Below are 24,307 nucleotides of genomic sequence, written 5' to 3'. Positions count from 1 at the left end.
AAGTTGCGCTAGGTGGTATGCCGGGGAAATACATGGCTACTTCAGACCATCCCTAGCCGCGATAAAATACCGGGACGATTTCTTATGGCTGTTAAAGGCTATCCTAGCGATGGTATTTTCGGTACTCAACGTAGCCCCTAATATTCTCAGCCTATAAGGCTTTTGTAACACGTTCCTCGTCTCATCTTACTGCGCTCAAACCACTCATCCATATGGAGCAGTCCAAGCAGCTGTCCATAATATAGATGAGATGTATCTTTAATAAAAAATACTTGGGTATTTCGTGAGAAACTCGAGTTGATCTTTAATGCTTATCTAACATATTCAGCCTACTCCGCCAATAAGTTAAAATTCTAATAGTCGAGCTCACCAGTGCTGAGGGACACCTTACGCATATGTAATATTCGCGGCAGCTTTCTGAAAGGCATCACTGGTTATCCTCTAGTCAGAAGTAAGTGAACACTAGGAGAAAATCATGAAATCACTAAAAGCTTTTTTTGCCGTTTCCATCTTGACCTTGTCTTCTTTGGCCATGGCTGAAGGCGGTGGTGACCGTGTTTATGGTCGAATGATGCAAGAGAACCAGAAGGCGATGGAACAGTACGCCTTAGAAAATGGAAAGACGACACCTGAAGTTGTTCATTATGAATATGGAATGAACCTCGATGTCCAGAAGGTAATCAGTACCACTCAAGCCAATAAAACCTGTGGCGTAGCTCCTTCGCGCATGACCTATGAAGATTCGGCGGGCAAGCTCAACACCCTGGAATACAAGGTTATGGGTACTAACTGCCCTCACGGAAGCTAGTTAGCGTTGGCCCTAGCTGCGCCAGTTTGTTCGGTATGTTTTGAGCCTGCTTACTGTTCGCTGACATAGAAGTAATTTTCAGGTCACGCTGGAGTTATCTATTGTATGAAATTATGTCTGCCGGCACGTAGGAGAAATCCTCACGTGCTGGTGGCTTTTTATAATTATAAAAAATATTTCATAAAGAAACTCTGCCAAGCTAAAGCCTGGAGTGTTAAATGAACAATAAAAGCATTTATGGTCTTTCTCTAATTGCCCTTGGCATGAGCATGGGGCAAGTTGCAGTAGCTGTGGAGCAAAAGCCTGAAGGGTTCATTGAGGGGAGCACCTTTAGTATTCTCAATCGGAATCTCTATCTCAATCGTGATTATCGAAAGGGCCAGTCAAGCCCCACGGGCAATGGTTACTCAGCCGAATGGGCTCATGGCATTATTGGCCGATTCGAATCAGGCTTTACTCAAGGTACCGTAGGCTTCGGCATTGATGCGTTTGCAATGGAAGGCCTCAAGCTCGATTCAGGTGATGGTCGCTCGGGAGCCCGAAGCTCAGTCGATGTCTTGCCGCACAATAGCAAAGGCCAACCTGAAGACTCCTACTCAAAAGTAGGCGGGGCCGCAAAAGTGCGTTTCCTGGATACAGTCGTCAAGGTAGGCGACGTATTTCCATCGACGCCTGTCGTTGCCTATGGGGATTCCCGACTTCTCCCGGAGAGTTTCCGTGGTGCAACGTTCACTAATACCAGCATCAAAGGCCTGACCCTTCAGGGGGGGCCGGCTGCATGCGATGAGCCAACCCAATTCCAGTAGCATGCGTGACGGCTTTTCAACTTTTTACGCCGGTGCAGTAGATGCTCCATGGATCGCTTATCTAGGGGGCGATTACACGGTCAATGAGCACGTAGGTGTGAGTCTTTACACCAGCCAATTCAAGGATGTGTGGAACCAATACTACGCGGGCACCACATTGAGCTATCCACTCTCAGAAAGCGTATCGCTAATCGGCGGCTTTAATTACTACCGAGCGGTTGATGAGGGTAAAAAACTTCTGGGAAGCTTCGATAACAACATCTGGAGCGGCAAGACCGGGGTCAAATTCGGAGCGCACGCCGTGACCGTTGGTTACCAGCGCAATAATGGTAACGACGACTTTGACTACCTTCGCCAGTCCGACTCAATTTTCTTGGATAACTCTATCCAATACAGCGATTTCAACTCACCGAAAGAGCAATCCTTGCAGCTGCGCTACGATCTAGATATGCAGGCTTTCGGCATCCCCGGTCTCAGCTTCATGACCCGCTACGCTAAGGGCTGGGATGCGGACTATTCCAACGCGAACAGCGTGTACATGCGTCGCGGCGCGGATGGTGCCCCATTGCAGGACCAAAAGCGTTGGGAGCGAGACATAGAGGCCAAATACGTCATCCAGTCAGGCTCTCTGAAGGACATGTCTTTGCGTGTTCGCCAAGCAACGACACGAGCTACCGATTTCGAATCTGATTTGGACGAAGTCAGACTGATTGTCGAATACCCATTGCAACTGCTTTAACGGACGCTAGCCATCGGCATCAGGTGTCCAATTGCCAAATACACCCCCGTCTCTTTGTTTCTCCTTTGGTTTAGAGACGGCTTAGGCGCCCTAGTGGCGCCTTTTTTTGTGGATTGACATAAATGTTGGTATGACCCGGCAGTTATTACAATGCTGATACAGCCCCTCATGCGCTCTCGCACAATCTATTGCATAAACAGGTTCTGCACGAGCAGGTGGTGTTGCTAACTGTGGCGTCTGAAGACAGCTGCGCGTACCAGATGATCGGCGGTTTGAGGTCTAGGCTTATGACGAATAATTTTTCCGGGTTAACCCGCACTTTGGTCTTATCGGGGAGCCTGACCTAGCCGTAGCCTTGAGTTTCTTACACTTGAATGAGCTGGATTTCTGCACGAAGCAATCCACCTACTTCCTTAGCCGCGAGACGGATATCCCGATCAAGCGTATCGGAATGGCTCGTCGGCGAGAAAGCTTGTTCACTTTTTTACTGAAGCACGTCAACAGCAACCTCAAATACTTCCATTTGCCGCTGACCGAGTGGTCGAACTGGGTGCGCAGGTTGAGATATAGAAGCAAACAAGGCCGCAAATGCGGCCATGTTTTATTCAGGGTGTTACTCGTGTGAGTGTCCGTGCTCAGCGGTCTTGGATGTTGTTCCTTTCTCACCGCCACCGCATGCGGTCATCAGGCCAATAAAGCAAATCAGGAGCATCGAACGAATCAGCGTTGCTGGGGTTTTCATGGAATGACTCTTCAAAAAATGGATGAGATAAATGGTCTTTATCTAGGTTGATCGCTGCATTTTCGGCAATAGAACAGCCATCGCTGCTTCGGATTACTGTTTGACGCTCAAGTAATCGCCGGCCGTTCTCAGTGAGATGGTCACGTCGCTATTGCTGCGGTTACGCCAAAACCAACCATGGGTGCCGTCAAAAATGGCGGTGAATTCACCTTTGTCACTTTTGACTTGCTTGCCCTTGGTATAGCTGTGGAAGTAACCCTTTTCACCGTTGTAAGGCTCGCCATGGGTGTCGTAATTCACAGGCCCACCAGCCGCTGTCCATTCATAGCTGACCGTCTTGCCCTTCAGCACTTTCAGTTTGATTTCTGTCCCTTCACCTGGCTTGAGCGTGACGCTCATTTGATTTGTCTTCAGAGCTGGGGGAGGTGTCGCCACTGGCGGAGTAACAGGTGTCGCAACAGGTTCAGCCTGTGCAACCTGCGAAGCTGGAGCTGGAGCTAAAGTTGCTGGTTGAGGTGGTGCTGCATCCGCCAAAGCCTCCTGGGCCAGGATGATCTTCAGTTCGCCCATTTGGGTCAGCCCCAGTGCTCGGCCCACACCCGTTGGATCAACGGCATATTCCGAAGGCATGACAACGGTCACCAGCAGGACGACCGCAGTCAACAGTGCAATGACAGTCGAACGCACCAGTTTGCGAGTGCTGGGCAATTCATTAACAGTTGGAAGCGGAGTATTGAACATGGTCAGAATTCCTTACGCAGAGACAAACAGGCCGGTGATCTGGTAACCCATCAGCAGGAAACCGGCACTCATCATGGCGACGTTGGCGGCGTAGGCGTGGCGCCAGAAACCGCCGGTGCGCCGCCAATACCCCATCAAAATGAGAATCGCGCTAAGGGCCAGCAATTGGCCGATCTCAACACCTACGTTGAAGGCGATCAGGTTCGGAATCAGGCCATCAGACGAGATCTCGTACTCCTGAATCTTCGTTGCCAGCCCAAAACCGTGGAGTAGTCCGAAGATCAACGTGGCCACCTTGGTGTTGGGTTGGAAACCGAACCAGCGCTGGAATGCACCCAGGTTATCGAGCGCCTTGTACACCACCGAGAAACCGATGATGGCGTCGATGATGTAGGAGCTGATGCTGATCTCGGTCAGTACGCCAAGCAGCAGCGTGACCGAGTGGCCTACAGCGAACAGCGTGACGTAGAGCCCCACGTCTTTCAGGCGGTAGAGGAAGAAGATCACCCCGAACAGAAACAGCAGGTGGTCGTAGCCTGTCATCATGTGTTTGGCTCCCATGTAGATGAAGGGCAGCAACAAGACGCCGGAACTTTCCTGGATGAAGCCCTTGTCTCCTTCCGCGACGGCGTGAGCCATCGCCTCGGGCATCCCGAGGAAAAGTGCAGTGACAAGTAAAAAAAACAGCAGTAGCGGGCGGTGCGATGGCGCAGTGAATGCGACAACGCCGCTCATCGAGTGCGAATGCATAGATCAATCCTACGTTGCAGGGATCAAAGGCCGCGGTGCGGCCATGGTCAGGATGCGAACGAAGGACGGGGTGGACGCTCGATCAAGAAAATCGGCGGACGAGGAACGGAATATCGGCGTGCATCAACTCGTATGGACAGCTTCGGCTGTGCAGCCAAACTCAACGCGGACGTGAGCTGTGGCGTTTCGTGCTGATGGTCAGGGGTCAACGGCGAGTGGTAGTGATCCGAGTAGCTCGCGCTCGACATCTCTGCCTGCTGCTCATTGGAGTGATGGGCATCTTGCGCAATCTCCCAGGCTGGCTGTTTCGATGTCACCGACAACGTATAGGTATGCCCGGCCCAAGCCACAAACATGGCCAGAGCAAGTGCGATTACCACCGTCATTGTCAGTGTTCTACTGAACATAGTGTTCGGCTTTCAACTCGTTTTGTGGGGCTTTGATGCGTTTGACCGCATCCCCCTAGGGGGGATAGGATGCCAGCCTAATTCATTGAGGCCTGAGGCTCAAGTCATGAGTGAGCAAGAACACGAACACAGCCATGCGCATACCCACCAAAGTCATGAAGCAATCATCAAGCGGCTCAAGCGGGCGGACGGCCATTTACGCGGCATCATCACCATGATCGAAGAGGGTCGTCAGTGCGTGGACATCGCCCAGCAGCTGCATGCTGTTGAAAAAGCGGTGTGCCAAGCGAAGCGCACGCTCATCCAGGATCACATTGATCACTGCCTGGAGGACACCGTCTCGGCGTTGAACAATGGCGAGCGCGCACCACTGGAAGCCTTCAAGCAAATCACCAAGTACCTTTAGGTCTGACATGCCCAACTTCGCTGAACTCTTGCAGCAGGTGGTTCACACGCCTGGCTGTATTTTCCGAGCGCTATTCTGCTCGGTGCCTTACATGGCCTGGAGCCGGGCCATTCAAAAACCATGATGGCGGCCTTCATCGTGGCTATCCGTGGCTCGGTCAAACAGGCCGTTTTGTTGGGCTTGGCCGCGACGCTTTCGCACACCGCAGTGGTGTGGTTGGTTGCAATCGGCGGAATGTACCTGGGCAAAGGTCTGGATGCTCAAACCACAGAACCTTACTTCCAGCTCGCGTCCTCCGCGCTGATCATTGTGATTGCGCTCTGGATGTTGTGGCGTACCTGGCGTGGTGAGCAGATGTTCAAGTTCGAGCAAGGTGATGATCACCACCACGACGAGCATGACCATGGTCATCATGATGAGACCCACCGAATCGATACCAGCCATGGCCGTGTTGAGCTGTCAATCTTCGAAGAAGGCATGCCACCGCACTGGCGCCTGAAGACATTGACCGGACACGCCTGGGCAGCCTCAGATGTTCGCCTGATGACTACCCGTCCGGACGGCAGCACTCAATCGTTCTCTTTCGTCGAGCGCGAAGGCTTCCTGGAGTCGGCAGTCGATATCCCGGAGCCTCATGAGTTCAGTGCCCGCTTGAGTCTGGGCCATGCGGGTCATTCCCATGATTATGACCTAGAATACCAAGAGCATGATCACGGGCACGCGCATTCCGAACTGGAAGGCCTGGAGTTGTCGATTGATGGCTATCAGGATGCGCATGAGCGCGCCCATGCCAACGATATCCGCAAGCGCTTTACCAACCGTGAGGTCACCACGGGACAGATCATTATGTTCGGCTTGACGGGGGGGCTCATTCCTTGCCCTGCGGCCATCACCGTTCTACTGCTCTGCCTTCAGATCAAAGAAGTCGCCTTGGGTGGCGTGCTCGTCCTGTGCTTCAGCATTGGTCTGGCGCTCACACTGGTTACCGTCGGTGCAGCAGCCGCTATTGGCGCCAAGCAGGCCTCGAATCGCTGGCCTTGGATGGGCGCCGTTGCGCGTCGTGCACCTTACCTGTCCAGCGTGTTGATCATCGGTGTTGGTCTGTACGTCGGCTTTCATGGCTGGATCGGCCTGAACGCATGAGGCGACGTCCGAGTGTTTGAACTCACCAGCTACGTTGGTCTGTTCCTGGCGGCATTCGGTGCCGCCACGTTACTGCCAATGCAATCTGAAGCTGTGCTGGTCGGGATGCTGCTTTCCGACCAGTACGTCGTTTCTACGCTTTTGGCGGTCGCCACCTTCGGCAACGTGCTCGGATCGGCGCTGAACTGGATTCTAGGTCGCTCTATTGAGCGATTGCGCCACAAGCGCTGGTTCCCGGTGAGCGAGAGCAAGCTTGAAAAGGCCCGGAACTCCTACCTGCGCTACGGGCGCTGGTCGTTGCTGCTGAGCTGGGTGCCGATCATTGGCGATCCGCTGACAGTCGTCGCCGGAGTCATGCGCGAGCCACTTTGGAGTTTTCTGCTGATTGTCACCCTGGCCAAGGGCGTGCGTTATCTCGTGCTGACCGCCGTCACACTGGGGTGGGTATGACGACTGCTCATACAGCCCAGAATTCCTTACTCAAGAGCCGAAGCAGTAGTCTGGATCTGATCAAGTGGCTGGCGATGCTGACCATGGTTATCGATCACTTACGCTTGGTGTGGCCGGAGATGAGTAATCTGTTCATTCTGGGGCGGCTGTCTTTTCCGCTGTTCTGTCTCGCCATTGCGGCCAACGTGGCGCGCTCCAAACCGGGTGAGTGGCTGACTGCTGCGAACGGACGCTACCTCGCCTTGATGCTGTTGTTCGCCGCCATTTCAGAAGTGCCTTATCGCTACATCAGCACCTCGGGATCATTCAACGTGTTGGTTACCCTGGCGTTAGGGCTGGTGATTGCCTGGGGGTGGCAACATCGCACTTTGTTGAGCGGCGCTATGGCGTTGATGGCCGCTGCAGTTGCCTACGTGCTGGATGATCCTCTGATGTACGGCTTCTACGGTGCACTTGTTCCAGCGGCTGTCTTAGTAGCAATAAAGAACCCAGGTGTTCTTTGGCTGCTGCCAGCGGCTCTATGCCTGTTGAGCAATACCCGCAGTAGCATCGTAACCAGGGCGTTGGACTTGGAAATCTATTCAATGCTGGCTTTGAGCACCGCATTCGCGGCCCCCTTGATCGGACTTTGGCTTCTGCGTCAGACCTTCTCCTTCAAGATCTGGCCGGTCGGGCAATGGGGCTACTGGTTCTATCCGGGGCACCTTGCCGCTCTGCAAGCCCTACGGCTCCTAGTCTGAATGTCCGACAGCTAGCCTTAGCAAATCTTAGGAACTTACAATCATTTGTTGGGCCATCGGCGATGTTGATCATCGATCACGTATGGATGTTCGTGATCCGCACCTTCCTGGCCGTCGACGTGCGTGTGATCGCCCGGCAGATTCTCATGGGTGTGCTTGATAGAGTCTTGGTCATGAGCTGGACGCCAGATCACGATGCTGACCACCAGCGCACTACCTGCCACGACAGCGAGCCCAACAAACGACGCAGTGAGGCTGATGTTCGCACCCAACCATCCCGCCAATGGGTAGGTAATCAACCAGCAAGCATGGGATAGCGCAAATTGGGCGGCAAACAACGCTGGGCGATCTTCGGCATGTGCCGAGCGACGCAACAGTCGACCGCTCGGGGTTTGAGCCAAGGAGTAGCCCACCCCAAGCACCACCCACAGCGGTAGCAGGAAGTTATAGGTGGTTAGGTTGATGCCAACTGCTAAGCCTGCGACCAATACTCCTCCACCAAACAACATGGCCGTTCGGTCTTTGATATTTTTCAACAGTCGAGGCAAGACCAGGGCCGCCACCATGGAACCGCCACCAAACGCGGCCAGCGCCAATGCCGTAGAACTCTGCGGCAGAGCGAAGCGCGACTGCACCAGCACCACCGTATTGACGATGACCATAGCACTGGCGGCCGCAACCGTAAGATTGAGAGCCAACAGCCCTCGCAAGCGAGGTGTGGCCAGAAATATGCGCATGCCACGGGTGGTTCGTTCGTAGATGCTGCGTCGTGGTATCTGCTTCGCCTTAGGCAGCAGCACTGTGGCGACTAGGGCCGCTGAGGCAAGGAACCCAATGACCGTGCCGGCGAACAGGCTATGGAAGCTGATCACCGTCAACAGTGCAGCGGCAAGCATCGGGCTCGCGACACTTTCAAGATCATAGGCCAGACGTGATAGCGACAAGGCACGGGTGTAGTCGTCTTCATCCACCAGTATGTCTGGAATGGTCGCCTGGAACGTCGGAGTGAACGCTGCCGAAGCGGACTGAAGGACGAAAATCAGCACGTAGATTTGCCAGACTTCCGTCACAAACGGAAGAGCCAGTGCGACCAGTGCTCGCACCAGATCCAGAGAGACCAGCATTGCCCGGCGGGGTAAACGCTCTGCAAAAGCGGCTGCGATTGGCGCAACGCCAATGTAGGCCGTCATTTTGATCGCCAACGCCGTACCGAGCACAGCGCCCGCATTGGCACCTGCAAGGTCGAACGCTAATAGGCCTAATGCAACAGTGGCAAGACCCGTCCCAATGAGCGCAATCACTTGAGCCAAGAAGAGGTGGCGGTAGGTACGGTTGGCTAGGATTTTCAGCATGAAATATCTCAAATAGCGAAGTGCGTAACCATGTGGTTACCGAACTTTCCACGAAGAGACGCAATCAGCTGGTTTCGTCTCTGTTGATTGCTGCATCCTCCCAGGGGGGATGTGGTTCGATCCTAAACCATAGACCTAGGCAGCTCAAGAGATAGGCGCTACGCCATCTATCGAATTATTGAAGTGCCGGGCCGCCCATACGGCTTGTATTGGTACTGCGCGGCGAGGCGACGTGCTGAATGTTTCGAATGCAGCATTCAGATGCTGCAACGCTGCTGGTCGGATGGATTCCCTCCCTGGGTTGTATGGCCAATTGGAACGTGTGATTATATTGTTCTAATAGGTAGGGGGGGTATGGTATGAGTCACATGAGATCAAGCAAAGACAATCTTCTTAAGCGCGTAAAGCGAATCGCTGGGCAAGTCCAGGCGATTGAGCGAGCACTCGACTCTGATGATGACTGCTCGAAAACCCTGCTTTTGGTCGCTTCTGCCCGTGGCGCTATCAATGGGCTGATGGATGAAATTATCGAAGACCACGCTCGTGAACACGTCGCGAATCCGACACTCAGCAATGACGAAAGAGCGAAAGGTGTCGACGAGCTGCTCGAAGCCATTCGCCGCTATTCCAAATAGGATTTGCCCAGATGAGTAATTCGTACGCCGAGTATTCCCACGACCATATGTTCCTTGGGAAATCACATGAAGAAAACGCCAAGCGAACCTTGTGGGTGGTGGCCCTGACCGTCGTAATGATGGTTGCTGAAATCACCGCAGGTTATCTCACTGGCTCAATGGCGTTGCTTGCCGATGGTTTTCACATGGCAACGCATGCAGGAGCACTCGGCATAGCCGCAGCTGCTTACGCTTACGCTAAAAGACATGCCTCAAGTGCTCGCTACAGTTTTGGAACTGGCAAGGTGGGAGACTTGGGTGGCTTCGCTTCTGCTCTGATTTTGGGACTGGTTTCCTTGGGAATTGCTGGAGAGTCGCTGTTTCGTCTCTTTCAACCGACTCAAGTGCAATTCGGGACAGCGACTCTAATCGCGATTGTCGGACTAGCAGTGAATGTGGTGAGCGCGCTTTTGCTGTCTGGCGGTCATGATCATCACCATGGGCATGACCACGATCACGATGAATCTCACCATGCGCATGGCCACGACAATAATTTGCGCTCTGCTTACGTTCACGTCATTGCAGATGCACTGACATCAGTTCTGGCCATCGCAGCCCTTCTTGCTGGTCGATACCTTGGTTGGGTATGGCTCGACCCTGCAATGGGGATTGTGGGTGCCGTTGTGATTGCACGCTGGGCTTGGTCGTTGATGCGGGTGACTTCGGGTGTATTGCTCGACCAGACAGATGATCATGTCGCTGAAGAGATTCGTGAACTGGTTGAGCGACCGGGAGATGCTTCGATCATTGATCTTCATGTCTGGCAGGTTGGGCCGCAAGCCCGCGCCGCGATTGTGAGTGTTCTGGGCAGCCCAGCAGTCAATGCAGAAAACATACGAGAACGGCTTGCGACGGTTCATGAGATCACTCATCTGACAGTTGAGTACCGCACGAAGTTGGGCGCTGACGCACCCGATCAGATCGCCGTTCTGGCTTAGCAATGAAACCGCAGCACGCATAAGTTCGACGAGGAATTGAACAATGGCAAAGGACATCGAAAATCCCTGTATTTCTGTTTGCCAGCTGAACAGCGAACTGTGCGTTAGCTGCGGTCGCACCAAGGAAGACATCAGAAAATGGAAACGAATGAAGCGTCCAGAAAAAATGGCCGCTGTACAACGCGCGACCCTGCGTCTGAAGAGCCTTCAAAAAAAGAACTCTTAAGCCACCGTCATTTACGTTTTCTACTGTTTCAGCCGAGACAGATGTCCTGATTCGGGAAGGTACGCTGAGGGTGCAACGCCATCTCCGAACTTAACACTATCGCGATCAACTGCGCAGTGCTTGTCAGCATGCGGAGGATGGGGTCATCTCAAATTCTTATTGAGGACTGCGGTTCGGGGTTATCTGATTAGGCACAAGCATGCCTTTACGACGGCTGTTGATCGTCTTTAGCCATGGCTTGAGAATGAAATCGAAGGAGCATGTCCCGCTGCATGGTCATGAACGCTGACCATGCTGTGACGGGAGGGATGGGGTGGGATTAGTTTTGAGGGTACTCAGCAATGACCTGATCTGTGCCAGCTTTGGTCAGGCCGATTATCTGGTAGGCCTCATGCACTCCGTCGACTTCCATTCCTGGAGAACCAGGTGGCATGCCAGGAGCAGCGATCCCGAGAAGGTCGTCGCGTTTACTCATCGCAATTATTTGCTCAGCTGGCACGTGGCCTTCAACAAACTTCCCGTTGATCATCGCGGTGTGACAAGACGAGAGTCGTGGAGCGACACCCAGATCTAGTTTGAGAGCACTCATGTTGGTTTCTTCATGATCGATGACGGTGAAGCCATTGGCCTCAAGATGCTGAATCCATTTTTTGCAACATCCGCAGTTTGCATCACGATGCACATCGATGGTGAGGGCCTGCGCCGCTTGAGCCGTTGAGCCAATGAACAGCGCGGCGAATGTTGCGATACGCAGAAATCGACTTGAAAGTCGGAAGCTACCTGTCATGAATATTTCCTTTTCCCTCGGAGACGGCGAGATGTTCCATGAAGCAATAGAACCCCACTCAAGCGTTTATGCCGCTGCAAAGGTTACATTGAAGGATCTACTTTAGAGTCGGGGAGCCAACTCCCCGATCATTTGAATCCGTAGGGCTAGTGCTCAAATCGCTCAGAACCACATCCGAATACCAGCTACAAATCGGGCCTCGTTTGTTTTTTCCCCTTCATCGCTGGCCAGGTCAGCCGTTTTACCGTATGAGCGATTCCAGCTAACACCAATGTAGGGTGCGAATTGACGAGTAATTTCGTAGCGCAACCGCAGGCCTAGTTCGGTGTTGGCCAATCCAGATCCTATGCCGCGCTGAGGATCATTTTTCCCGTACAAGTTTACTTCGGCGGTCGGCTGCAAGATCAGGCGATTGGTCAACAGGATGTCGTAATCGCCTTCAAATCGAGCAGCGGTTTGACCGTTCTCACCAATATAAGCAGTCGCTTCAGCTTCAAAGTTATAGAGGGCCATGCCCTGAATACCGAGCGCTCCCCAGGTTTGAGGTGACCCGGGTTTGAAATCTTGTCGAATACCGGTGACGACATCCCACCATGGACCGATGGCGTGTCCCCACAGAGCCTGAAGTTCAGCGTTTTCGGTTACGCCATTTGTACGTTCACCTTCCGAACGCAACCAGAGGCGGTCGACGTCACCGCCGATCCACCCTTTTGCATCCCAAGCCAGCGCACTGCCGTTGTCAGCGTCTTGGTACTCAAATTTATCCAGGAGGATGAACGAGTTAATTTTTTTATCGTGCACACCATGGCCTGGTACGTCTGGAAAAGCGGCGGCCCGGTCAGCGTCGGTAAGTACGGGGATCGGGGTTCGGCTTGTGGTAGTCGCCCCTCCATCCATGCTTTGCATACCGTCCATTTGCCCGTTATCCATGCTCATCTTGCTGTGATCCATCGCGGCATCTTTCGCTTTGGCTGGTTTGGATTTTTGTGCAGTTGAAGGCTTTGCGTCCGCACTTGATGGCATCGCCATCGACGGATCCATCTCTTCAGCGGCTTGAGCCATAAAAAAGAATGCTGGACCGGTGGAGACTGCAAGTGCCATCAGCGTTGGGCGTAAAAACTTACTGGTCATGATCTCAATCTGCCTTTTTGGTTTTTTGGTCATGATCCATCGACTCATGGCTCATCTTGCTATGGTCCATTGACCCGTGATCTAGCTTCGAATCGTTTGCCGCTGCTGGCTTGTCCGTTGCTGTAGCAGGAACAGTGGTTGAATGATCGCTGCCATTTTCCTCTGCCAGCACCGTGGACGAGAGTCCACTCAGCAGGACAGCGGCAAAGAGGCAACCCACGAGGGAATTACGATTTAGGTATGTGCTCACAGATCGTCTCCTTTACTCATCAACCCGTACTTCACGGAACATGCCCATTTCCATATGGAAAAGCAGATGGCAGTGATATGCCCAGCGGCCTAAGGCATCAGCGGTGACTCGATAGCTGCGTTTGGTACCTGGTGGCATATCAATCGTGTGCTTGCGCACCATGAACTTGCCGTTCTCATCCTCGAGGTCACTCCACATGCCGTGAAGGTGGATGGGGTGGGTCATCATGGTGTCGTTCACCAAGGTGATGCGCAGACGCTCGCCATACTTCAGGCGCAGCGGTTCGGCGTCAGAGAATTTGATGCCGTTGAACGACCACGAAAACTTCTCCATGTGACCGGTCAGGTGAAGCTCGATGGTACGATTTGGCTCGCGGCCGTCAGGATCTTGGAAAGTGCTTTTCAAGTCGGAGTAAGTGAGCACTCGACGACCATTGTTCCGCAAGCCTATGCCAGGATCGTTCAGCTTTGGCGTTGGACTCATGGCTTGCATGTCAACCAAGGGATTGTTGGTTTCAGAGGCTGGGTGAGTCTGCATTTCTCCACCCATACCGCCCATGCCAGCCATCCCTGACATATCGCCACTGCCCATTCCTGCCATCTTGCTGTGGTCCATGCCAGCCATGTTGGACATGTCGCCTTTGTCCATGCCAGCCATCTTGCTGTGGTCCATGCCAGCCATGTTAGTCATGTCACCGCTGTCCATGCCGGTCATCCCGGTCATGTCACCTTGGTTCATCCCTGCCATCTTGCTGTGATCCATGCCGGCCATGTCGCCGCCGCCCATTCCACCCGAGCTGCCATGGTCCATACCAGCCATACCGCCCATCCCCATGTCATCCATAGTTACTATAGGACGTGGGTCAATCGCAGGTATCGGTGCCTTTAGGCCGTCACGCACTGCAAGTGTTCCGCTGGCGTAACCTGTGCGATCCATAGACTGAGCGAAGATGGTGTAAGCCTCATCAGTAGCAGTCTCCACAATAACGTCATATGTTTCAGCTACCGCAATACGAAACTCGTCGACGCTCACCGGCTTGACATGTTGACCGTCTGCGGCAACCACGGTCATCTTCAACCCAGGAATGCGGACGTCGAAATAGCTCATGGCGGAGCCGTTGATAAAGCGCAGACGGAGTTTCTCACCCGGTTTGAAAATACCAGTCCAGTTACCGTTGGGTGCCTGGCCATTCATGAGATAGGTATAGGTATCCGCGCTGACATCGCCGAGGTCAGTAGGACTCATGTTCATCTCAGCCCACATCTTTCGATCTGCTACCGTCGAAGACCAACCTTTGCTGCTGACATCGTCTATGAAGTCTCCGACGGTGCGCTTGTGATGGTTGTAATAGCCCGATTGTTTCTTGAGCTTCGCCATAACGCGACTGGGATCTTCGTCGGTCCAGTCAGTCAACATCACCACGTAGTCGCGATCGTATTGAAACGGTTCAGGTTCTTTCGAATCGATGACGATTGGACCGTAAACGCCTGCCTGCTCCTGCAAACCCGAGTGGCTGTGATACCAGTAGGTTCCGTTCTGATGAAGCTTGAATTTGTATTCGTACATGCCATCGGGTGCGATGCCATGGAAGCTCAAGCCAGGCACACCGTCCATGTTGGCGGGTAGGATGATCCCGTGCCAATGGATTGATGTGTCTTGGTCTAGACGGTTTTTTACACGCAGAGTGACGGTCTCCCCCTCACGCCAACGCAGCAAAGGTCCGGGCAATGATCCGTTGATGGTCATAGCTGTGCGAGGCGAGCCTGTGATGTTTACAGGGCTTTCACCAATAAACAGATCAAATTCGTTACCGGAGAGTACGCTCGGCATACCAGGACTTGTCACCGCCCATACAGGAGTGCGCCAAAGGCCAAGGCCGCCGAGAATGCCACCAGCGGCCAAGCCTTTCACGAATGTCCGCCTAGAGGTTTTGGAGTGCATGCCGTTATGTCCAATCAGTCAAAAGGGAAGCCGCGCGAAACAACAAATGAATTGTCTGGATGAGACTCACTCACCGTTACAAAAGACGAACTCAAACGGTAAGCGAGCTCAGAAGTTGCCACATTTAAACCACCACAGTGATTACATTTCTGTCAGCTTGTGAGCGTAGCTCAAATATTTAGCAATTTTTGTGGTCCATCGCCCTGGCTTTGCTTTCCGCGACAGGAGGCTGGGCATTTTTCGTTTGGGCTACTTGGTACGATTCCATCGAGTTACTCCTGGCCGCTTCCATACGTTCGAAAGTGCGGTCACCTCCGCCTTCAGCCATAGCAAAAGAAGATACGGTCAGAGCAGCGATGACGAACAAGGTTTTGATAGGGTTCATTTGGGTTTCCTCTGATAGATGGTAGCCCCTGAATCCACAACAAAGTTGATGCTCAGGGAAGAGCTTAAGGCTCAATAAGACTATAAGACTGATTCCCTGTCAGGCAGCTTAGGCCAATATTACAGTTGTGTCAGGTTCCGATATTTCTCTTGAGGTGCGATGTACTTAATCCGTATGGTCTATCCACTGTCGGAGTTCGCTGAAACCAATCTCCTAAAATTTAGCCGTTCGGTGTTCTGTGCTTTCGGTCACTTTCACAGGGCTTGACGTTTTTTGAATTTGCACCGGAGTTATAAGTCGACTTAGACGCACCACATTCAACACATAAGTGTTTGATATAGGTGAAAATTGGAAATAGTAGCGTAACGGAAGGTGGCCGCTTGTGAGCATTAATTTTGAAAAAGCGCTTGGCTCCGCCGAAAGAGCGTTAGTTTATCGCAGCCAAAGAGCCGAGGTACTTAGCAATAATATCGCTAACGCCGATACTCCTAACTTTAAGGCTAGAGATTTGGAGTTTTCTGCTGTGCTCGCCAGCCAGACAACACGAGGCTTGAATTCTCCATTCTCTTTGAAAACAACAAACATAAAACATATTGCCATTAACGAATCAGCAAGTGATGGTCAACGTGATGCTTTGTTTTACAGCACGCCTTACCAACCTTCAATTGATCAAAATACTGTGGATGCACAGCTTGAAGTTGCAAAGTTTACTGAGAACGAAATTCATTTTGAAAGCGCTTTTAATAGATTGAACGGAGCATTTAAGGGGCTGCTTAAAGCTCTGCGAGGTGATTAGTAAAATTTACCCAACAATGAAATCAGCGCCTTAAGCGCTGATTTGCGATGGGAAACCGAGTGATTCGACAGCTTTACGAACTTGCTCTGGGTTTTCGCTACTTTCAACGCTTACCTTACCTGCCGCGCGATCCACGGAAACTTTAGCCTCGCTGTCCAACGATTGAATCGCTTTAGTGATTTTGCTGACGCAGCTACCGCAACCAATGCCTGATACGTTTAAGACGAACATGGTTATTCCTCTTGTGCTGAGCGGTCTCTTTTCACCGCGATGACAGCATCAACGTTGACACCGCGGTAAGGTCAAGAGTTATGTTTTGTGGGGTGCGAGCAACGGTTTCGCTCAAGCTATATGGGTATTCCTCAGTCTCAAAGCATTGAAAACTACAGACGCAGAACTGACGCTCATGGCTAACGCAGCGATCATTGGCGACAGAAGGTGCCCCGTCAGCGGATAGAGTAGGCCTGCGGCCAAGGGAATACCCATTGAGTTGTAAAGGAAGGCGAAACCCAAGTTTTGCCGCATGTTTTTTACTGTCGCAACCGAAAGTGCCCGTGCCCGTAGAATCCCCATCAGGTCGCCTTTTACCAGCGTGAGCTGAGCGCTATTCATCGCGACATCAGTCCCTGTACCCATGGCAATGCCCACATCTGCACGCGCCAAGGCCGGTGCGTCGTTGATACCGTCGCCGGCCATGGCAACCTTTCGACCGTATCGCTGGAGGTCCGCCACCAGGCGCTCTTTGTCCTGAGGTTTAACTTCTCCATGAACCTCTTCAATACCCATCTCCTTGGCGACAGCACGTGCGGTGGTGAGCCCGTCTCCGGTGGCCATGATGATTTTTACGTTATCAGCTTTAAGCTTGGTGACTGCTTCTTTGGAGGTCGGTTTTATCGGATCTGAGACCGCCAGTAATCCTGCCAGAACCCCGTCAACTGCTAGATAGATGATGCTGATGCCTTCAAGGCGCAACAACTCTGCACGGTACTGTAAGACCTTAGTGCTTACACCGGCAGCGTCCATCAGTGCTGTGTTGCCCAGCTGTACCTTCTTGCCATCAACAAGGCCACTGACTCCAATCCCAGACCCGGACTCAAACGATTCAGGCTTGGTGAGCGCGATATTTTCAGTTCGGGCGTGATCGACGATGGCGTGCGCCAAAGGATGTTCGCTGCCTTGATCAAGGCTAGCGGCCAGTTGAAGAACATCGTGTGGGTTGAAATCTGGTGTGGCCTCCACACTGTGAAATACCGGCCGTCCCTCTGTCAGGGTCCCCGTTTTATCGACAATCAGCGTGTCGATCTTGCAAAGGTTTTCAATAGCACTGGCGTCCCTGAACAGCACACCCATACTGGCCGCTTTACCCGTCGAAACCATGATCGACATGGGCGTTGCGAGACCAAGTGCACAGGGGCAAGCGATGATAAGTACGGCGACAGCGTTGATCAGGCCGAAGACCCAGCTGGGTTCCGGGCCGAATAGTCCCCAGCCTAAGAATGTCAGCAACGCAATCGCGATAACCCCCATCACAAAGTAGCCGGCGATCGAGTCGGCCATTCTTTGCATTGGCGCTTTGGAGCGTTGGGCTAGAGCAACCATTTGCACTATCTGCGATAGCATGGTGTCGGCGCCGACCTTTTGCGCCTCCATCACCAAGCTCCCGTGAGTATTAAGCGTGGCGCCGATCAAACTATCCCCTGGTCTTTTCATTACCGGCACAGGTTCACCAGTGAGCATGGACTCATCCACCGCACTTTCTCCCTCGAGCACAGAGCCATCAACTGGCACCTTTTCACCAGGTCTGACCCGCAAATGGTCGCCCAAGTGAACATGGGTAAGAGGAATGTCTTCCTCCTGACCATCGGCGTTGATCTTGCGTGCAGTTTTGGGAGATAGGCCTAGAAGGGACTTAATGGCGGCGGAGGTTTGTGACCGTGCTTTTAGCTCAAGAATCTGCCCAAGCAAGGTGAGCGAGATGATGACTGCAGCGGCTTCGAAGTAAACGCCGATGCGTCCATCTTGCATGAAGGTGGTGGGAAAACTTTGGGGAAAGAGGGTTGCTGCGACGCTGTAAAGATAAGCTGCGGAAGTACCCAAACCTATCAGAGTCCACATATTTGGACTGCGATTTCTAACAGATGCTATGCCCCTTACAAAAAAGGGCCACCCTGCCCATAAGGTGACCGGTGTCGCAAGAGCAAACTCGATCCAGTTTTGAACCGAGCCATGGAAGAGTTGTAATGAATGGCCCGCCATGGCTAGAACGGTCACTATCACGGTTAAAGGCAGAGACCACCAAAAGCGGCGCGCGAAATCACGGAGCTCGGTTTTGTCATCGTCATCTAGCGCCGGAATGACAGGTTCTAATGTCATGCCACATTTTGGGCAATTGCCGGGCCCTGGCTGTTTTATTTCCGGGTGCATCGGGCAGGTAAATTCAGTGGCTACTTGGAGCGCGGGCTCTGTAGCCGCGATGCTGGGTTCAGTGCTGGGATGAATACCGCTGTAGTGCTCTGGAGCTGCCCGAAATTTCTCTTGGCATTTCTGGCTGCAAAACTGATAAATCTGTCCCTGATAAGACTCGCCAAATTTACTTGGAGGCGTAATCGTCATGCCGCACACCGGGTCACGTAGATCAGCGTCAGGGGGCGAGGCTGCGTGGGTAGGACCGTGATCGTGGTGGCTCGGTTTATTGGGCATAGCTATTTCTCTTCCTTGTTGGCTTGCGCCTGATTGCCATGGTCATGTGCGCCATGTCCATGCCCAAAAAAATGCATCAATGGACAGATCAACAGAATGAGATAGGGCAAGTATGGATAGACGTGGCTGAAATGCTCCCGCACCACGTAGAAGGCGCCGATCACAATGAACATAATCAGCACAACGCCTGTTTTGCGCGTCCAAAATGGGGTGGTGATGCTTCCAGCCGGATGCTGATGGTTATTCATGATCTAGACCCCAGCGTGTGAGCGAATTGCTCTGATGTCTGCCTCAGAGCGTAGCCAACTCTTGAGGAGACGCGGGTTTAGCGGTCAGTTCAGGCTCACTTCAGGTCAAATTGACCGACCATCCCAGACTGGTAATGACCTGGCACGTTGCAGGCAAATTGAAGTCCAGTTGTATTGTTGAAGGTCCAGATCAATTCCTTTGTTGCTCCTGGCTCGATCAGCATGCTGTTCGGGTCGTTGTGTTCCATTCCAACCATCTTCATCCCTCCCATGCTGTGACCCATGCTGCCCGTCATTTTCCCTGACCCGGTGGGTGTAAGCGTTCCATTCTGGAACATGCTCGCCATTTCTTTTTGGTGCGCCGCATGAGCGGCGGCTTGGCCGATATTGAATTCGTGCAGCAGTGCGCCCTTATTACGAAGGACAAAACGAATAGTCTCACCAGGCTTCACATCGATGTTTTTAGGCATGAAGAAAATATCACCCATCTCCACATCTACCGTACGGGTCACCGCAGAAGCGACGCCAGGCTGGCCGATGTCCTCTTTGCCATGACCTACGTCTGCCATGGCCGTCGCACCGAAGAATAAGGTGATCGCCGCAATAACTGGGGTAACGAGCTTAGCTTTCATGATGACCTCAAGAGCAAATGGAAAACACTAGCTATGCTAAACGGATAGAGCTGCCAGCTAACTGACGTGAACACTACATTTCTGTCAGTTTCCAAGAGTAGTACGGCGCGCATATGACGCCGTACCAACCGAGCGGATCAAACAGCCCATCGGAGGTACCCGGTTACTGATGGTTCTCAGAAAGCATCAGTTTGTGTTCGCGCTGCATTTGGTTCAACACGTCATCAACCATAGCGTCGTGCTTTTCCATCCAGGAAAGATGTTCCTGAGGCGACATTGATGCTTTTGGGTGATCCTGATGGAGTTGGTTCATGATTTCGCCCAGCAGTTTCATATGCTCGGCCATGTGTACATGGCGCTCTCCCTCTGGGGCTTTTTCAGCTTGCACCAAGGTCGCTTCTGCTTTGTCGCGTAGGCTTTCCATACGCTCCGCAATCCGATCTGCGCCACCTTCAGCCAAAGCAGACGCTGAGATGAGTATCGAACCCACAAAGAAAAGGATTTTTAGATGATTCATGAGGAAGCTCCTTTTTGATCTGTTTTCCGGCTCCCCCAAGGTTTCATGCGGAGGCGTCGGTCGAGTACTAGGGAGTACCCATGCTCGAACCCTAGACAGCACTCGCTGACATCTACCTGAAGCCAATATTACTTTTCTGTCAGTTGCTGGTTGGCAGAAGCATTTCCTTGCAGACTCATCATCACAATCATTCGAGAGCCACCCCCATGAGACTTCTGGTTGCGGAAGACGAACCCAAAATAGGCATTTATTTGCAGCAAGGTCTTGCTGAGGCAGGGTTCAATGTTGATCGCTTTACCAATGGTAAGGAGGCGCTTCAACACGCGTTGAGCGAGGCTTATGACCTGCTGATTCTCGATGTGATGATGCCTGGGCTGGACGGATGGGAAGTACTTCAGAAGGTGCGGGCATCCGGAAAAAATGTCCCCGTGCTTTTTCTCACGGCGCGAGACCGCGTCGAGGATCGCGTCAAAGGACTTGAGCTGGGGGCAGACGATTACCTCATAAAACCCTTCGCTTTTTCTGAATTGCTTGCCCGCGTCAGAACGCTGCTGCGAAGAGGGAGTACAGCCCCCTCCCAAACTCATATGAAATTGGCTGATCTTGAGGTTGACCTGCTCAAGCGCAGGGTTGTCCGTGGAGGCAAACGTATATATCTCACGGCCAAAGAGTTTGCGTTACTCGAATTGCTGCTCCGTCGTCGAGGTGAGGTGCTGCCTAAGTCGCTTATCGCTTCCCAGGTGTGGGACATGAACTTCGACAGCGATACGAACGTCATCGAGGTCGCCGTAAGGCGGCTCAGAGCAAAGATTGATGATGATTTTGAGGTCAAGCTTATCCACACCTCCCGAGGCATGGGCTACATGCTAGATGCGCCGGATTCTGGGACGGGGCTGGAATGAAGCGAATGTCTCTGACTACCCGCATGAGCCTGATGTTCATGCTAGCTGTAACGGCGGTGCTCACCGTCGCTGGACTCAGTTTTAACAGCCTTAGCCGGCATCATTTCAAAATGCTAGATCAGCAGGCGCTAAACGAGAAGCTACACTCGACCCAAAGAATTTTGACGGGATTGAGTAGCATTGACCAGTTCAGTGATGTTAAGCCTGAGTTGGAGGCGCTGCTGGGTGCTCACCGAGATTTGACAGCCCTGATCTTCGATGGTCACGGCAAGACCCTTTTTGCTGATCCAGGTCCAATCGATATTCCTGAAGACTTTCGCACGACCTCAAACAACAACGTTTGGGAGTGGCGTGATGATGAGCAAACGTTCCGGGGAATAACGGCGCAGGCGATTGTGACTGGACAAGAAAAACCGCTGACCGTTATGTTGATCTTTGACGTTACGCAACATATGGCGTTCTTTGAGACGCTTGAACGCTGGTTTTTGATAGGGTTGTTTATAAGCGCGCTGGTCAGTGCGGCGCTGGGCTGGATGGTCGCGAGCAGTGGACTAAGACCTATTCGCCAGGTTACTCAAGTCGCTGCGTCAATGTCTGCTAAATCGCTCAAAGAACGGATTCCTTTAGCGGCCGTGCCTAAAGAGCTTCAGCAGATGGTGCTTTCTTTCAATGCAATGTTATCTAGACTTGACGATGCATTTGTTCGCTTATCAAACTTCTCTGCGGACATTGCTCACGAACTACGAACACCAGTCAGCAATTTGATGACACACACCGAAGTGGTGCTTTCTCGAAAAAGGAATATTGAAGATTACGAAGACAACTTGTATTCGAATCTTGATGACCTGAAGCGTATGGGGCGGATGATCGATGACATGCTTTTTCTAGCGAAATCAGATAATGGTCTGATTACTCATGAAAACAAACCGATAGACTTGGTAGCGCTAGTAGAAAAATTACTCGAGTACTACCGCTTGTTGGCTGATGAGCAAGGCATCGACCTTAAGGTGACAGGGAGGGGCAGCGTCCGAGGTGACGTTCTTATGCTCGACAGGGCTATCTCTAATCTGCTCTCGAATGCCCTCCGGTACACCCCCGCAGGGAAATGTATCAGCGTCGATATAAGGCAGGAAGGGACGTCAATCTCTGTCTCCGTGGAAAACCCTGGAGAACCTATCGCTCCTGAGCACCTTGAAAAACTGTTTGATCGATTTTATCGAGTGGACCCCGCTCGTAGAGAAGGAAACCCAAGTAATGCGGGGCTAGGCTTATCAATCACTCGATCCATTATCGAGTCGCATGGCGGCAAGATATGGTGCACGTCGTCAGATGGAAAAACAGCCTTTCATATACAGCTCCCATGTGCGAGTGCAGAAAATGCCTAATCAACGACACCATATACACCCGAGCAGCTATGTGGTCTTGCGAACGGTTTTCACGGTGTGAACGTCGCAAAACGGAAGCCCGTTTTAACCATTTTTTCAAGAAATTCAGCGTCCCAAAGCAGGTCCAAGCTGACTGAAATGTAATCGAATAGTTTGCGTTCGTGTGGCATCGTGTACTTGCGCTGTGACGTTGGAATTCTTGTGATTATTCCTGTCCAGCCCGCCCTAGAACACGGAATTTGCTAGGTAGCTCGCCAGTGTTTTTAATAAGCGTAAAAGTAATAACTAGATACTCATCAAAAACCTAGAATCAACAGCTTTTGCTGTGAGGAGTCTTGCATGTCATTCCTTAAAACCACCACCGTAGCTGTAGCACTGACAGCGGGTTTGCTTTTGAGTGCAGTTGCTCAAGCACATCCAAAGCTGCTTTCTTCTACTCCAGCAGAAGGGTCGGATGTTGCTGCTCCTGCGAAAATTGAACTGCAATTTTCTGAGAATCTAACGACTCAGTTTTCCGGTGCTAAGCTGATCATGACCGATATGCCTGGCATGCCTAACTCCCCAATGGGCGTTAAAGCAGCCGTTGCAGGCGGTGGAGATCCTAAGACGATGGTTATTACGCCTGCATCGCCATTGACCACAGGTACTTATAAAGTTGAGTGGCGTGCCGTCTCGTCTGACACTCATCCAATCACCGGCAATTTTTCTTTCAAAGTGAAATGATTCATGAGCGACTCAATAAATATAGCTGTTCGCTTTGCTCTATATTTTGATCTGATGCTGTTATTTGGACTGGCAATATTTGGTCTTTATAGCCTGAGGGGAAAAGAGAGAGTATCGGGAGCGGTTTTAAATTTTGAGTCGCTTCTTTACAGTACATCTGTTTTAGGTGTAGCTCTGTCTCTAGCAGCCATGTTGTTGCTTGCGAAAGCTATGAGTGGTGTGTCGGGCTTCATGGAGCTACATCACCATATTTTTCAAATGGTTCTCATGGGGACTGACGTCGGTTTGACCTGGATGGTCCGGATAGTGGCGTTGCTGACGGCTGTTCTCGGCGTTGCTCTGAGCAAGCGCTTTCCGACACTCAGTCTTTGGATTGTCACTGTATGTGGCGCCATTGCGCTAGCGACGCTGGCATGGACAGGGCATGGTGCGATGGACGAAGGGAGCCGTCGTTACTGGCATTTTACTAGCGACATCTTCCATCTCTTGGCCGCAGGCGGTTGGTTGGGTGCGTTGGCAGCATTTGCACTGCTGCTGCGTTTAAAATCGCTGAAAGGTGATCAGGAAGTACGAGTTCTTGCTCGGGTACTGACAGGGTTTGAATCGGCCGGCGCGGTGATTGTAGTGATCATCAGTATAACGGGCGTGGTGAATTATCTATTTATCGTAGGACCGAGCCTCGATGAGGTGATGCTCAGCACTTATGGCCAGTTGCTATTTTTGAAAATCCTGCTATTTGCAGGGATGATCGTATTAGCCACGCTTAACCGTTTTCATCTAAGCCCCTTATTGGAGCGATCAGTTCGCAATGGCGAATACGCTGTCGCGGTGAATGCCTTGCGCCGTAGCATGAAACTTGAGTTTTCAATGGCGGTCATCATTATCTGTCTTGTCGCATGGTTAGGTACTTTAAGCCCTGTCATGGAAATGAGCGCAGCATAGACGTTGGTAACAGCCAATACAGGAGTCTTAAGGGTGAATTGTAAGG

General features: G+C 52.1%; 26 protein-coding genes and 3 pseudogenes. 15 read left to right on the top strand and 14 right to left on the bottom strand.

Going from position 1 to position 24,307, the window contains the following annotated elements; translation table 11 throughout:
- Positions 1 to 475 precede the first annotated feature (475 nt).
- From KL786_RS26215 to KL786_RS29745, 3 genes and pseudogenes are all read left to right on the top strand, one after another.
- A complete protein-coding gene (locus KL786_RS26215; protein WP_019334883.1) occupies positions 476 to 808 on the top strand; it encodes a DUF2790 domain-containing protein in 333 nt (110 codons plus the stop codon).
- A 218-nt stretch (positions 809 to 1,026) separates the two neighbouring features.
- A pseudogene (locus KL786_RS26210) lies at positions 1,027 to 2,353 on the top strand (OprD family porin).
- Between the two features lie 152 nt (positions 2,354 to 2,505).
- Positions 2,506 to 2,923, top strand: a pseudogene (locus tag KL786_RS29745) (KUP/HAK/KT family potassium transporter); the annotation flags it as partial.
- Positions 2,924 to 3,188: 265 nt separating this feature from the next.
- Here the strand turns inward: KL786_RS29745 and KL786_RS26205 are convergent.
- The 3 genes from KL786_RS26205 to KL786_RS26195 are packed head-to-tail and all read right to left on the bottom strand — an operon-like array spanning position 3,189 to position 4,972.
- Positions 3,189 to 3,836 carry a hypothetical protein gene (locus KL786_RS26205; protein WP_032856627.1) on the bottom strand — a complete coding sequence of 216 codons (648 nt, stop codon included), beginning with the start codon at positions 3,834 to 3,836 and terminating at the stop codon, positions 3,189 to 3,191.
- 12 nt (positions 3,837 to 3,848) lie between these two features.
- Complete coding sequence (locus KL786_RS26200; RefSeq protein WP_032856628.1) at positions 3,849 to 4,586, bottom strand: HupE/UreJ family protein; 738 nt, start codon at positions 4,584 to 4,586, stop codon at positions 3,849 to 3,851.
- Positions 4,587 to 4,633: 47 nt separating this feature from the next.
- Positions 4,634 to 4,972 carry a hypothetical protein gene (locus KL786_RS26195; RefSeq protein ID WP_229752137.1) on the bottom strand — a complete coding sequence of 113 codons (339 nt, stop codon included), beginning with the start codon at positions 4,970 to 4,972 and terminating at the stop codon, positions 4,634 to 4,636.
- 127 nt (positions 4,973 to 5,099) lie between these two features.
- On the opposite strand from KL786_RS26195, the gene KL786_RS26190 reads away from it, so the two are divergent.
- The 4 genes and pseudogenes from KL786_RS26190 (at position 5,100) to KL786_RS26175 (ending at position 7,732) form a co-directional block, all read left to right on the top strand.
- The gene (locus KL786_RS26190; RefSeq protein ID WP_032856629.1) at positions 5,100 to 5,399 is read left to right on the top strand and encodes a metal-sensing transcriptional repressor; all 300 of its coding nucleotides are present in this window, start codon (positions 5,100 to 5,102) and stop codon (positions 5,397 to 5,399) included.
- Between the two features lie 7 nt (positions 5,400 to 5,406).
- Positions 5,407 to 6,542 (top strand): annotated as a pseudogene (locus tag KL786_RS26185) (nickel/cobalt efflux protein RcnA).
- Between the two features lie 12 nt (positions 6,543 to 6,554).
- Entirely contained in the window at positions 6,555 to 6,992 is a 438-nt protein-coding gene (locus KL786_RS26180) for a YqaA family protein (RefSeq protein ID WP_032856630.1), read from the top strand.
- The gene (locus tag KL786_RS26175) at positions 6,989 to 7,732 is read left to right on the top strand and encodes a TraX family protein (RefSeq protein ID WP_050593284.1); all 744 of its coding nucleotides are present in this window, start codon (positions 6,989 to 6,991) and stop codon (positions 7,730 to 7,732) included. The genes KL786_RS26180 and KL786_RS26175 overlap by 4 nt, the downstream gene beginning before the upstream one ends.
- Positions 7,733 to 7,773: 41 nt before the next feature.
- On the opposite strand, the gene KL786_RS26170 is transcribed toward KL786_RS26175, so the two are convergent.
- The gene (locus KL786_RS26170; protein WP_032856631.1) at positions 7,774 to 9,084 is read right to left on the bottom strand and encodes an MFS transporter; all 1,311 of its coding nucleotides are present in this window, start codon (positions 9,082 to 9,084) and stop codon (positions 7,774 to 7,776) included.
- Between the two features lie 359 nt (positions 9,085 to 9,443).
- Between KL786_RS26170 and KL786_RS26165 the strand changes: the two genes are divergently transcribed.
- The 3 genes from KL786_RS26165 to KL786_RS26155 are packed head-to-tail and all read left to right on the top strand — an operon-like array spanning position 9,444 to position 10,922.
- Positions 9,444 to 9,719 carry a metal/formaldehyde-sensitive transcriptional repressor gene (locus KL786_RS26165; RefSeq protein ID WP_025992775.1) on the top strand — a complete coding sequence of 92 codons (276 nt, stop codon included), beginning with the start codon at positions 9,444 to 9,446 and terminating at the stop codon, positions 9,717 to 9,719.
- An 11-nt stretch (positions 9,720 to 9,730) separates the two neighbouring features.
- Positions 9,731 to 10,696 (top strand): CDF family Co(II)/Ni(II) efflux transporter DmeF, encoded by a 966-nt coding sequence (gene dmeF / locus KL786_RS26160; RefSeq protein WP_032856632.1) that lies wholly within the window; start codon positions 9,731 to 9,733, stop codon positions 10,694 to 10,696.
- 43 nt (positions 10,697 to 10,739) lie between these two features.
- Positions 10,740 to 10,922, top strand: a complete 183-nt coding sequence (locus KL786_RS26155; protein ID WP_017341650.1) for a DUF1289 domain-containing protein — start codon at positions 10,740 to 10,742, stop codon at positions 10,920 to 10,922.
- Between the two features lie 319 nt (positions 10,923 to 11,241).
- On the opposite strand, the gene KL786_RS26150 is transcribed toward KL786_RS26155, so the two are convergent.
- From KL786_RS26150 to KL786_RS26130, 5 genes are all read right to left on the bottom strand, one after another.
- Positions 11,242 to 11,709, bottom strand: coding sequence for a DUF411 domain-containing protein (locus tag KL786_RS26150; RefSeq protein WP_032856633.1), 468 nt, complete (start codon positions 11,707 to 11,709; stop codon positions 11,242 to 11,244).
- A gap of 162 nt (positions 11,710 to 11,871) precedes the next feature.
- On the bottom strand, positions 11,872 to 12,873 hold the full coding sequence (locus KL786_RS26145) for a copper resistance protein B (RefSeq protein WP_032856634.1): 1,002 nt from the start codon (positions 12,871 to 12,873) through the stop codon (positions 11,872 to 11,874).
- A complete protein-coding gene (locus tag KL786_RS26140) occupies positions 12,845 to 13,090 on the bottom strand; it encodes a hypothetical protein (RefSeq protein ID WP_099170805.1) in 246 nt (81 codons plus the stop codon). Before KL786_RS26140 ends, KL786_RS26145 begins: the two co-directional genes overlap by 29 nt.
- Before the next feature lie 12 nt (positions 13,091 to 13,102).
- Positions 13,103 to 15,031 carry a copper resistance system multicopper oxidase gene (locus KL786_RS26135; RefSeq protein ID WP_032856635.1) on the bottom strand — a complete coding sequence of 643 codons (1,929 nt, stop codon included), beginning with the start codon at positions 15,029 to 15,031 and terminating at the stop codon, positions 13,103 to 13,105.
- Between the two features lie 178 nt (positions 15,032 to 15,209).
- Positions 15,210 to 15,416, bottom strand: a complete 207-nt coding sequence (locus KL786_RS26130; protein WP_032856636.1) for a co-regulatory protein PtrA N-terminal domain-containing protein — start codon at positions 15,414 to 15,416, stop codon at positions 15,210 to 15,212.
- Positions 15,417 to 15,798: 382 nt separating this feature from the next.
- On the opposite strand from KL786_RS26130, the gene flgB reads away from it, so the two are divergent.
- Positions 15,799 to 16,212, top strand: a complete 414-nt coding sequence (flgB, locus tag KL786_RS26125; protein WP_080761982.1) for a flagellar basal body rod protein FlgB — start codon at positions 15,799 to 15,801, stop codon at positions 16,210 to 16,212.
- Positions 16,213 to 16,242: 30 nt separating this feature from the next.
- Here flgB and KL786_RS26120 read toward each other — a convergent pair whose 3' ends face one another.
- From KL786_RS26120 to KL786_RS26100, 5 genes are all read right to left on the bottom strand, one after another.
- Positions 16,243 to 16,443, bottom strand: a complete 201-nt coding sequence (locus KL786_RS26120) for a heavy-metal-associated domain-containing protein (protein WP_074321237.1) — start codon at positions 16,441 to 16,443, stop codon at positions 16,243 to 16,245.
- A 111-nt stretch (positions 16,444 to 16,554) separates the two neighbouring features.
- The gene (locus KL786_RS26115) at positions 16,555 to 18,912 is read right to left on the bottom strand and encodes a heavy metal translocating P-type ATPase (RefSeq protein ID WP_080761981.1); all 2,358 of its coding nucleotides are present in this window, start codon (positions 18,910 to 18,912) and stop codon (positions 16,555 to 16,557) included.
- Positions 18,913 to 18,914: 2 nt separating this feature from the next.
- Positions 18,915 to 19,160: a DUF2933 domain-containing protein gene (locus KL786_RS26110; RefSeq protein WP_050587200.1), complete on the bottom strand. Its 246-nt coding sequence runs from the start codon at positions 19,158 to 19,160 to the stop codon at positions 18,915 to 18,917.
- A gap of 95 nt (positions 19,161 to 19,255) precedes the next feature.
- Positions 19,256 to 19,792 carry a cupredoxin domain-containing protein gene (locus KL786_RS26105; protein ID WP_019334911.1) on the bottom strand — a complete coding sequence of 179 codons (537 nt, stop codon included), beginning with the start codon at positions 19,790 to 19,792 and terminating at the stop codon, positions 19,256 to 19,258.
- A gap of 163 nt (positions 19,793 to 19,955) precedes the next feature.
- Positions 19,956 to 20,309, bottom strand: a complete 354-nt coding sequence (locus KL786_RS26100) for a co-regulatory protein PtrA N-terminal domain-containing protein (RefSeq protein ID WP_019334912.1) — start codon at positions 20,307 to 20,309, stop codon at positions 19,956 to 19,958.
- Between the two features lie 206 nt (positions 20,310 to 20,515).
- Here KL786_RS26100 and KL786_RS26095 point away from each other — a divergent pair, with 206 nt between their 5' ends.
- The 4 genes from KL786_RS26095 (at position 20,516) to copD (ending at position 24,261) form a co-directional block, all read left to right on the top strand.
- Positions 20,516 to 21,211: a heavy metal response regulator transcription factor gene (locus tag KL786_RS26095; RefSeq protein ID WP_032856637.1), complete on the top strand. Its 696-nt coding sequence runs from the start codon at positions 20,516 to 20,518 to the stop codon at positions 21,209 to 21,211.
- On the top strand, positions 21,208 to 22,596 hold the full coding sequence (gene copS, locus KL786_RS26090) for a copper resistance membrane spanning protein CopS (RefSeq protein WP_032901844.1): 1,389 nt from the start codon (positions 21,208 to 21,210) through the stop codon (positions 22,594 to 22,596). The genes KL786_RS26095 and copS overlap by 4 nt, the downstream gene beginning before the upstream one ends.
- A gap of 339 nt (positions 22,597 to 22,935) precedes the next feature.
- Entirely contained in the window at positions 22,936 to 23,319 is a 384-nt protein-coding gene (copC, locus tag KL786_RS26085) for a copper homeostasis periplasmic binding protein CopC (protein WP_017341635.1), read from the top strand.
- Positions 23,320 to 23,322: 3 nt separating this feature from the next.
- The gene (gene copD, locus KL786_RS26080) at positions 23,323 to 24,261 is read left to right on the top strand and encodes a copper homeostasis membrane protein CopD (protein ID WP_019334915.1); all 939 of its coding nucleotides are present in this window, start codon (positions 23,323 to 23,325) and stop codon (positions 24,259 to 24,261) included.
- The last annotated feature ends 46 nt before the right edge of the window (positions 24,262 to 24,307 follow it).

Origin of the sequence: Pseudomonas sp. TAE6080 (assembly GCF_018732265.1) — a bacterium.
In the GTDB taxonomy this organism is placed as follows: Bacteria; Pseudomonadota; Gammaproteobacteria; order Pseudomonadales; family Pseudomonadaceae; genus Aquipseudomonas; species Aquipseudomonas brenneri.
The sequence above is the reverse complement of the archived record's forward strand: the minus strand, read 5'-3'. Positions and strand labels throughout refer to the sequence as shown.

What these genes read in the sequence shown, in the direction of transcription:
- KL786_RS26215 (WP_019334883.1), top strand. Translation starts at nt 476, where the DNA reads ATGAAATCACTAAAAGCTTTTTTTGCCGTTTCCATCTTGACCTTGTCT.
- KL786_RS26205 (WP_032856627.1), bottom strand. Translation starts at nt 3,836, where the DNA reads ATGTTCAATACTCCGCTTCCAACTGTTAATGAATTGCCCAGCACTCGC.
- KL786_RS26200 (WP_032856628.1), bottom strand. Translation starts at nt 4,586, where the DNA reads ATGCATTCGCACTCGATGAGCGGCGTTGTCGCATTCACTGCGCCATCG.
- KL786_RS26195 (WP_229752137.1), bottom strand. Translation starts at nt 4,972, where the DNA reads ATGACGGTGGTAATCGCACTTGCTCTGGCCATGTTTGTGGCTTGGGCC.
- KL786_RS26190 (WP_032856629.1), top strand. Translation starts at nt 5,100, where the DNA reads ATGAGTGAGCAAGAACACGAACACAGCCATGCGCATACCCACCAAAGT.
- KL786_RS26175 (WP_050593284.1), top strand. Translation starts at nt 6,989, where the DNA reads ATGACGACTGCTCATACAGCCCAGAATTCCTTACTCAAGAGCCGAAGC.
- KL786_RS26170 (WP_032856631.1), bottom strand. Translation starts at nt 9,084, where the DNA reads ATGCTGAAAATCCTAGCCAACCGTACCTACCGCCACCTCTTCTTGGCT.
- KL786_RS26165 (WP_025992775.1), top strand. Translation starts at nt 9,444, where the DNA reads ATGAGTCACATGAGATCAAGCAAAGACAATCTTCTTAAGCGCGTAAAG.
- dmeF (WP_032856632.1), top strand. Translation starts at nt 9,731, where the DNA reads ATGAGTAATTCGTACGCCGAGTATTCCCACGACCATATGTTCCTTGGG.
- KL786_RS26155 (WP_017341650.1), top strand. Translation starts at nt 10,740, where the DNA reads ATGGCAAAGGACATCGAAAATCCCTGTATTTCTGTTTGCCAGCTGAAC.
- KL786_RS26150 (WP_032856633.1), bottom strand. Translation starts at nt 11,709, where the DNA reads ATGACAGGTAGCTTCCGACTTTCAAGTCGATTTCTGCGTATCGCAACA.
- KL786_RS26145 (WP_032856634.1), bottom strand. Translation starts at nt 12,873, where the DNA reads ATGACCAAAAAACCAAAAAGGCAGATTGAGATCATGACCAGTAAGTTT.
- KL786_RS26135 (WP_032856635.1), bottom strand. Translation starts at nt 15,031, where the DNA reads ATGCACTCCAAAACCTCTAGGCGGACATTCGTGAAAGGCTTGGCCGCT.
- KL786_RS26130 (WP_032856636.1), bottom strand. Translation starts at nt 15,416, where the DNA reads ATGAACCCTATCAAAACCTTGTTCGTCATCGCTGCTCTGACCGTATCT.
- KL786_RS26120 (WP_074321237.1), bottom strand. Translation starts at nt 16,443, where the DNA reads ATGTTCGTCTTAAACGTATCAGGCATTGGTTGCGGTAGCTGCGTCAGC.
- KL786_RS26115 (WP_080761981.1), bottom strand. Translation starts at nt 18,912, where the DNA reads ATGCCCAATAAACCGAGCCACCACGATCACGGTCCTACCCACGCAGCC.
- KL786_RS26110 (WP_050587200.1), bottom strand. Translation starts at nt 19,160, where the DNA reads ATGAATAACCATCAGCATCCGGCTGGAAGCATCACCACCCCATTTTGG.
- KL786_RS26105 (WP_019334911.1), bottom strand. Translation starts at nt 19,792, where the DNA reads ATGAAAGCTAAGCTCGTTACCCCAGTTATTGCGGCGATCACCTTATTC.
- KL786_RS26100 (WP_019334912.1), bottom strand. Translation starts at nt 20,309, where the DNA reads ATGAATCATCTAAAAATCCTTTTCTTTGTGGGTTCGATACTCATCTCA.
- KL786_RS26095 (WP_032856637.1), top strand. Translation starts at nt 20,516, where the DNA reads ATGAGACTTCTGGTTGCGGAAGACGAACCCAAAATAGGCATTTATTTG.
- copS (WP_032901844.1), top strand. Translation starts at nt 21,208, where the DNA reads ATGAAGCGAATGTCTCTGACTACCCGCATGAGCCTGATGTTCATGCTA.
- copC (WP_017341635.1), top strand. Translation starts at nt 22,936, where the DNA reads ATGTCATTCCTTAAAACCACCACCGTAGCTGTAGCACTGACAGCGGGT.
- copD (WP_019334915.1), top strand. Translation starts at nt 23,323, where the DNA reads ATGAGCGACTCAATAAATATAGCTGTTCGCTTTGCTCTATATTTTGAT.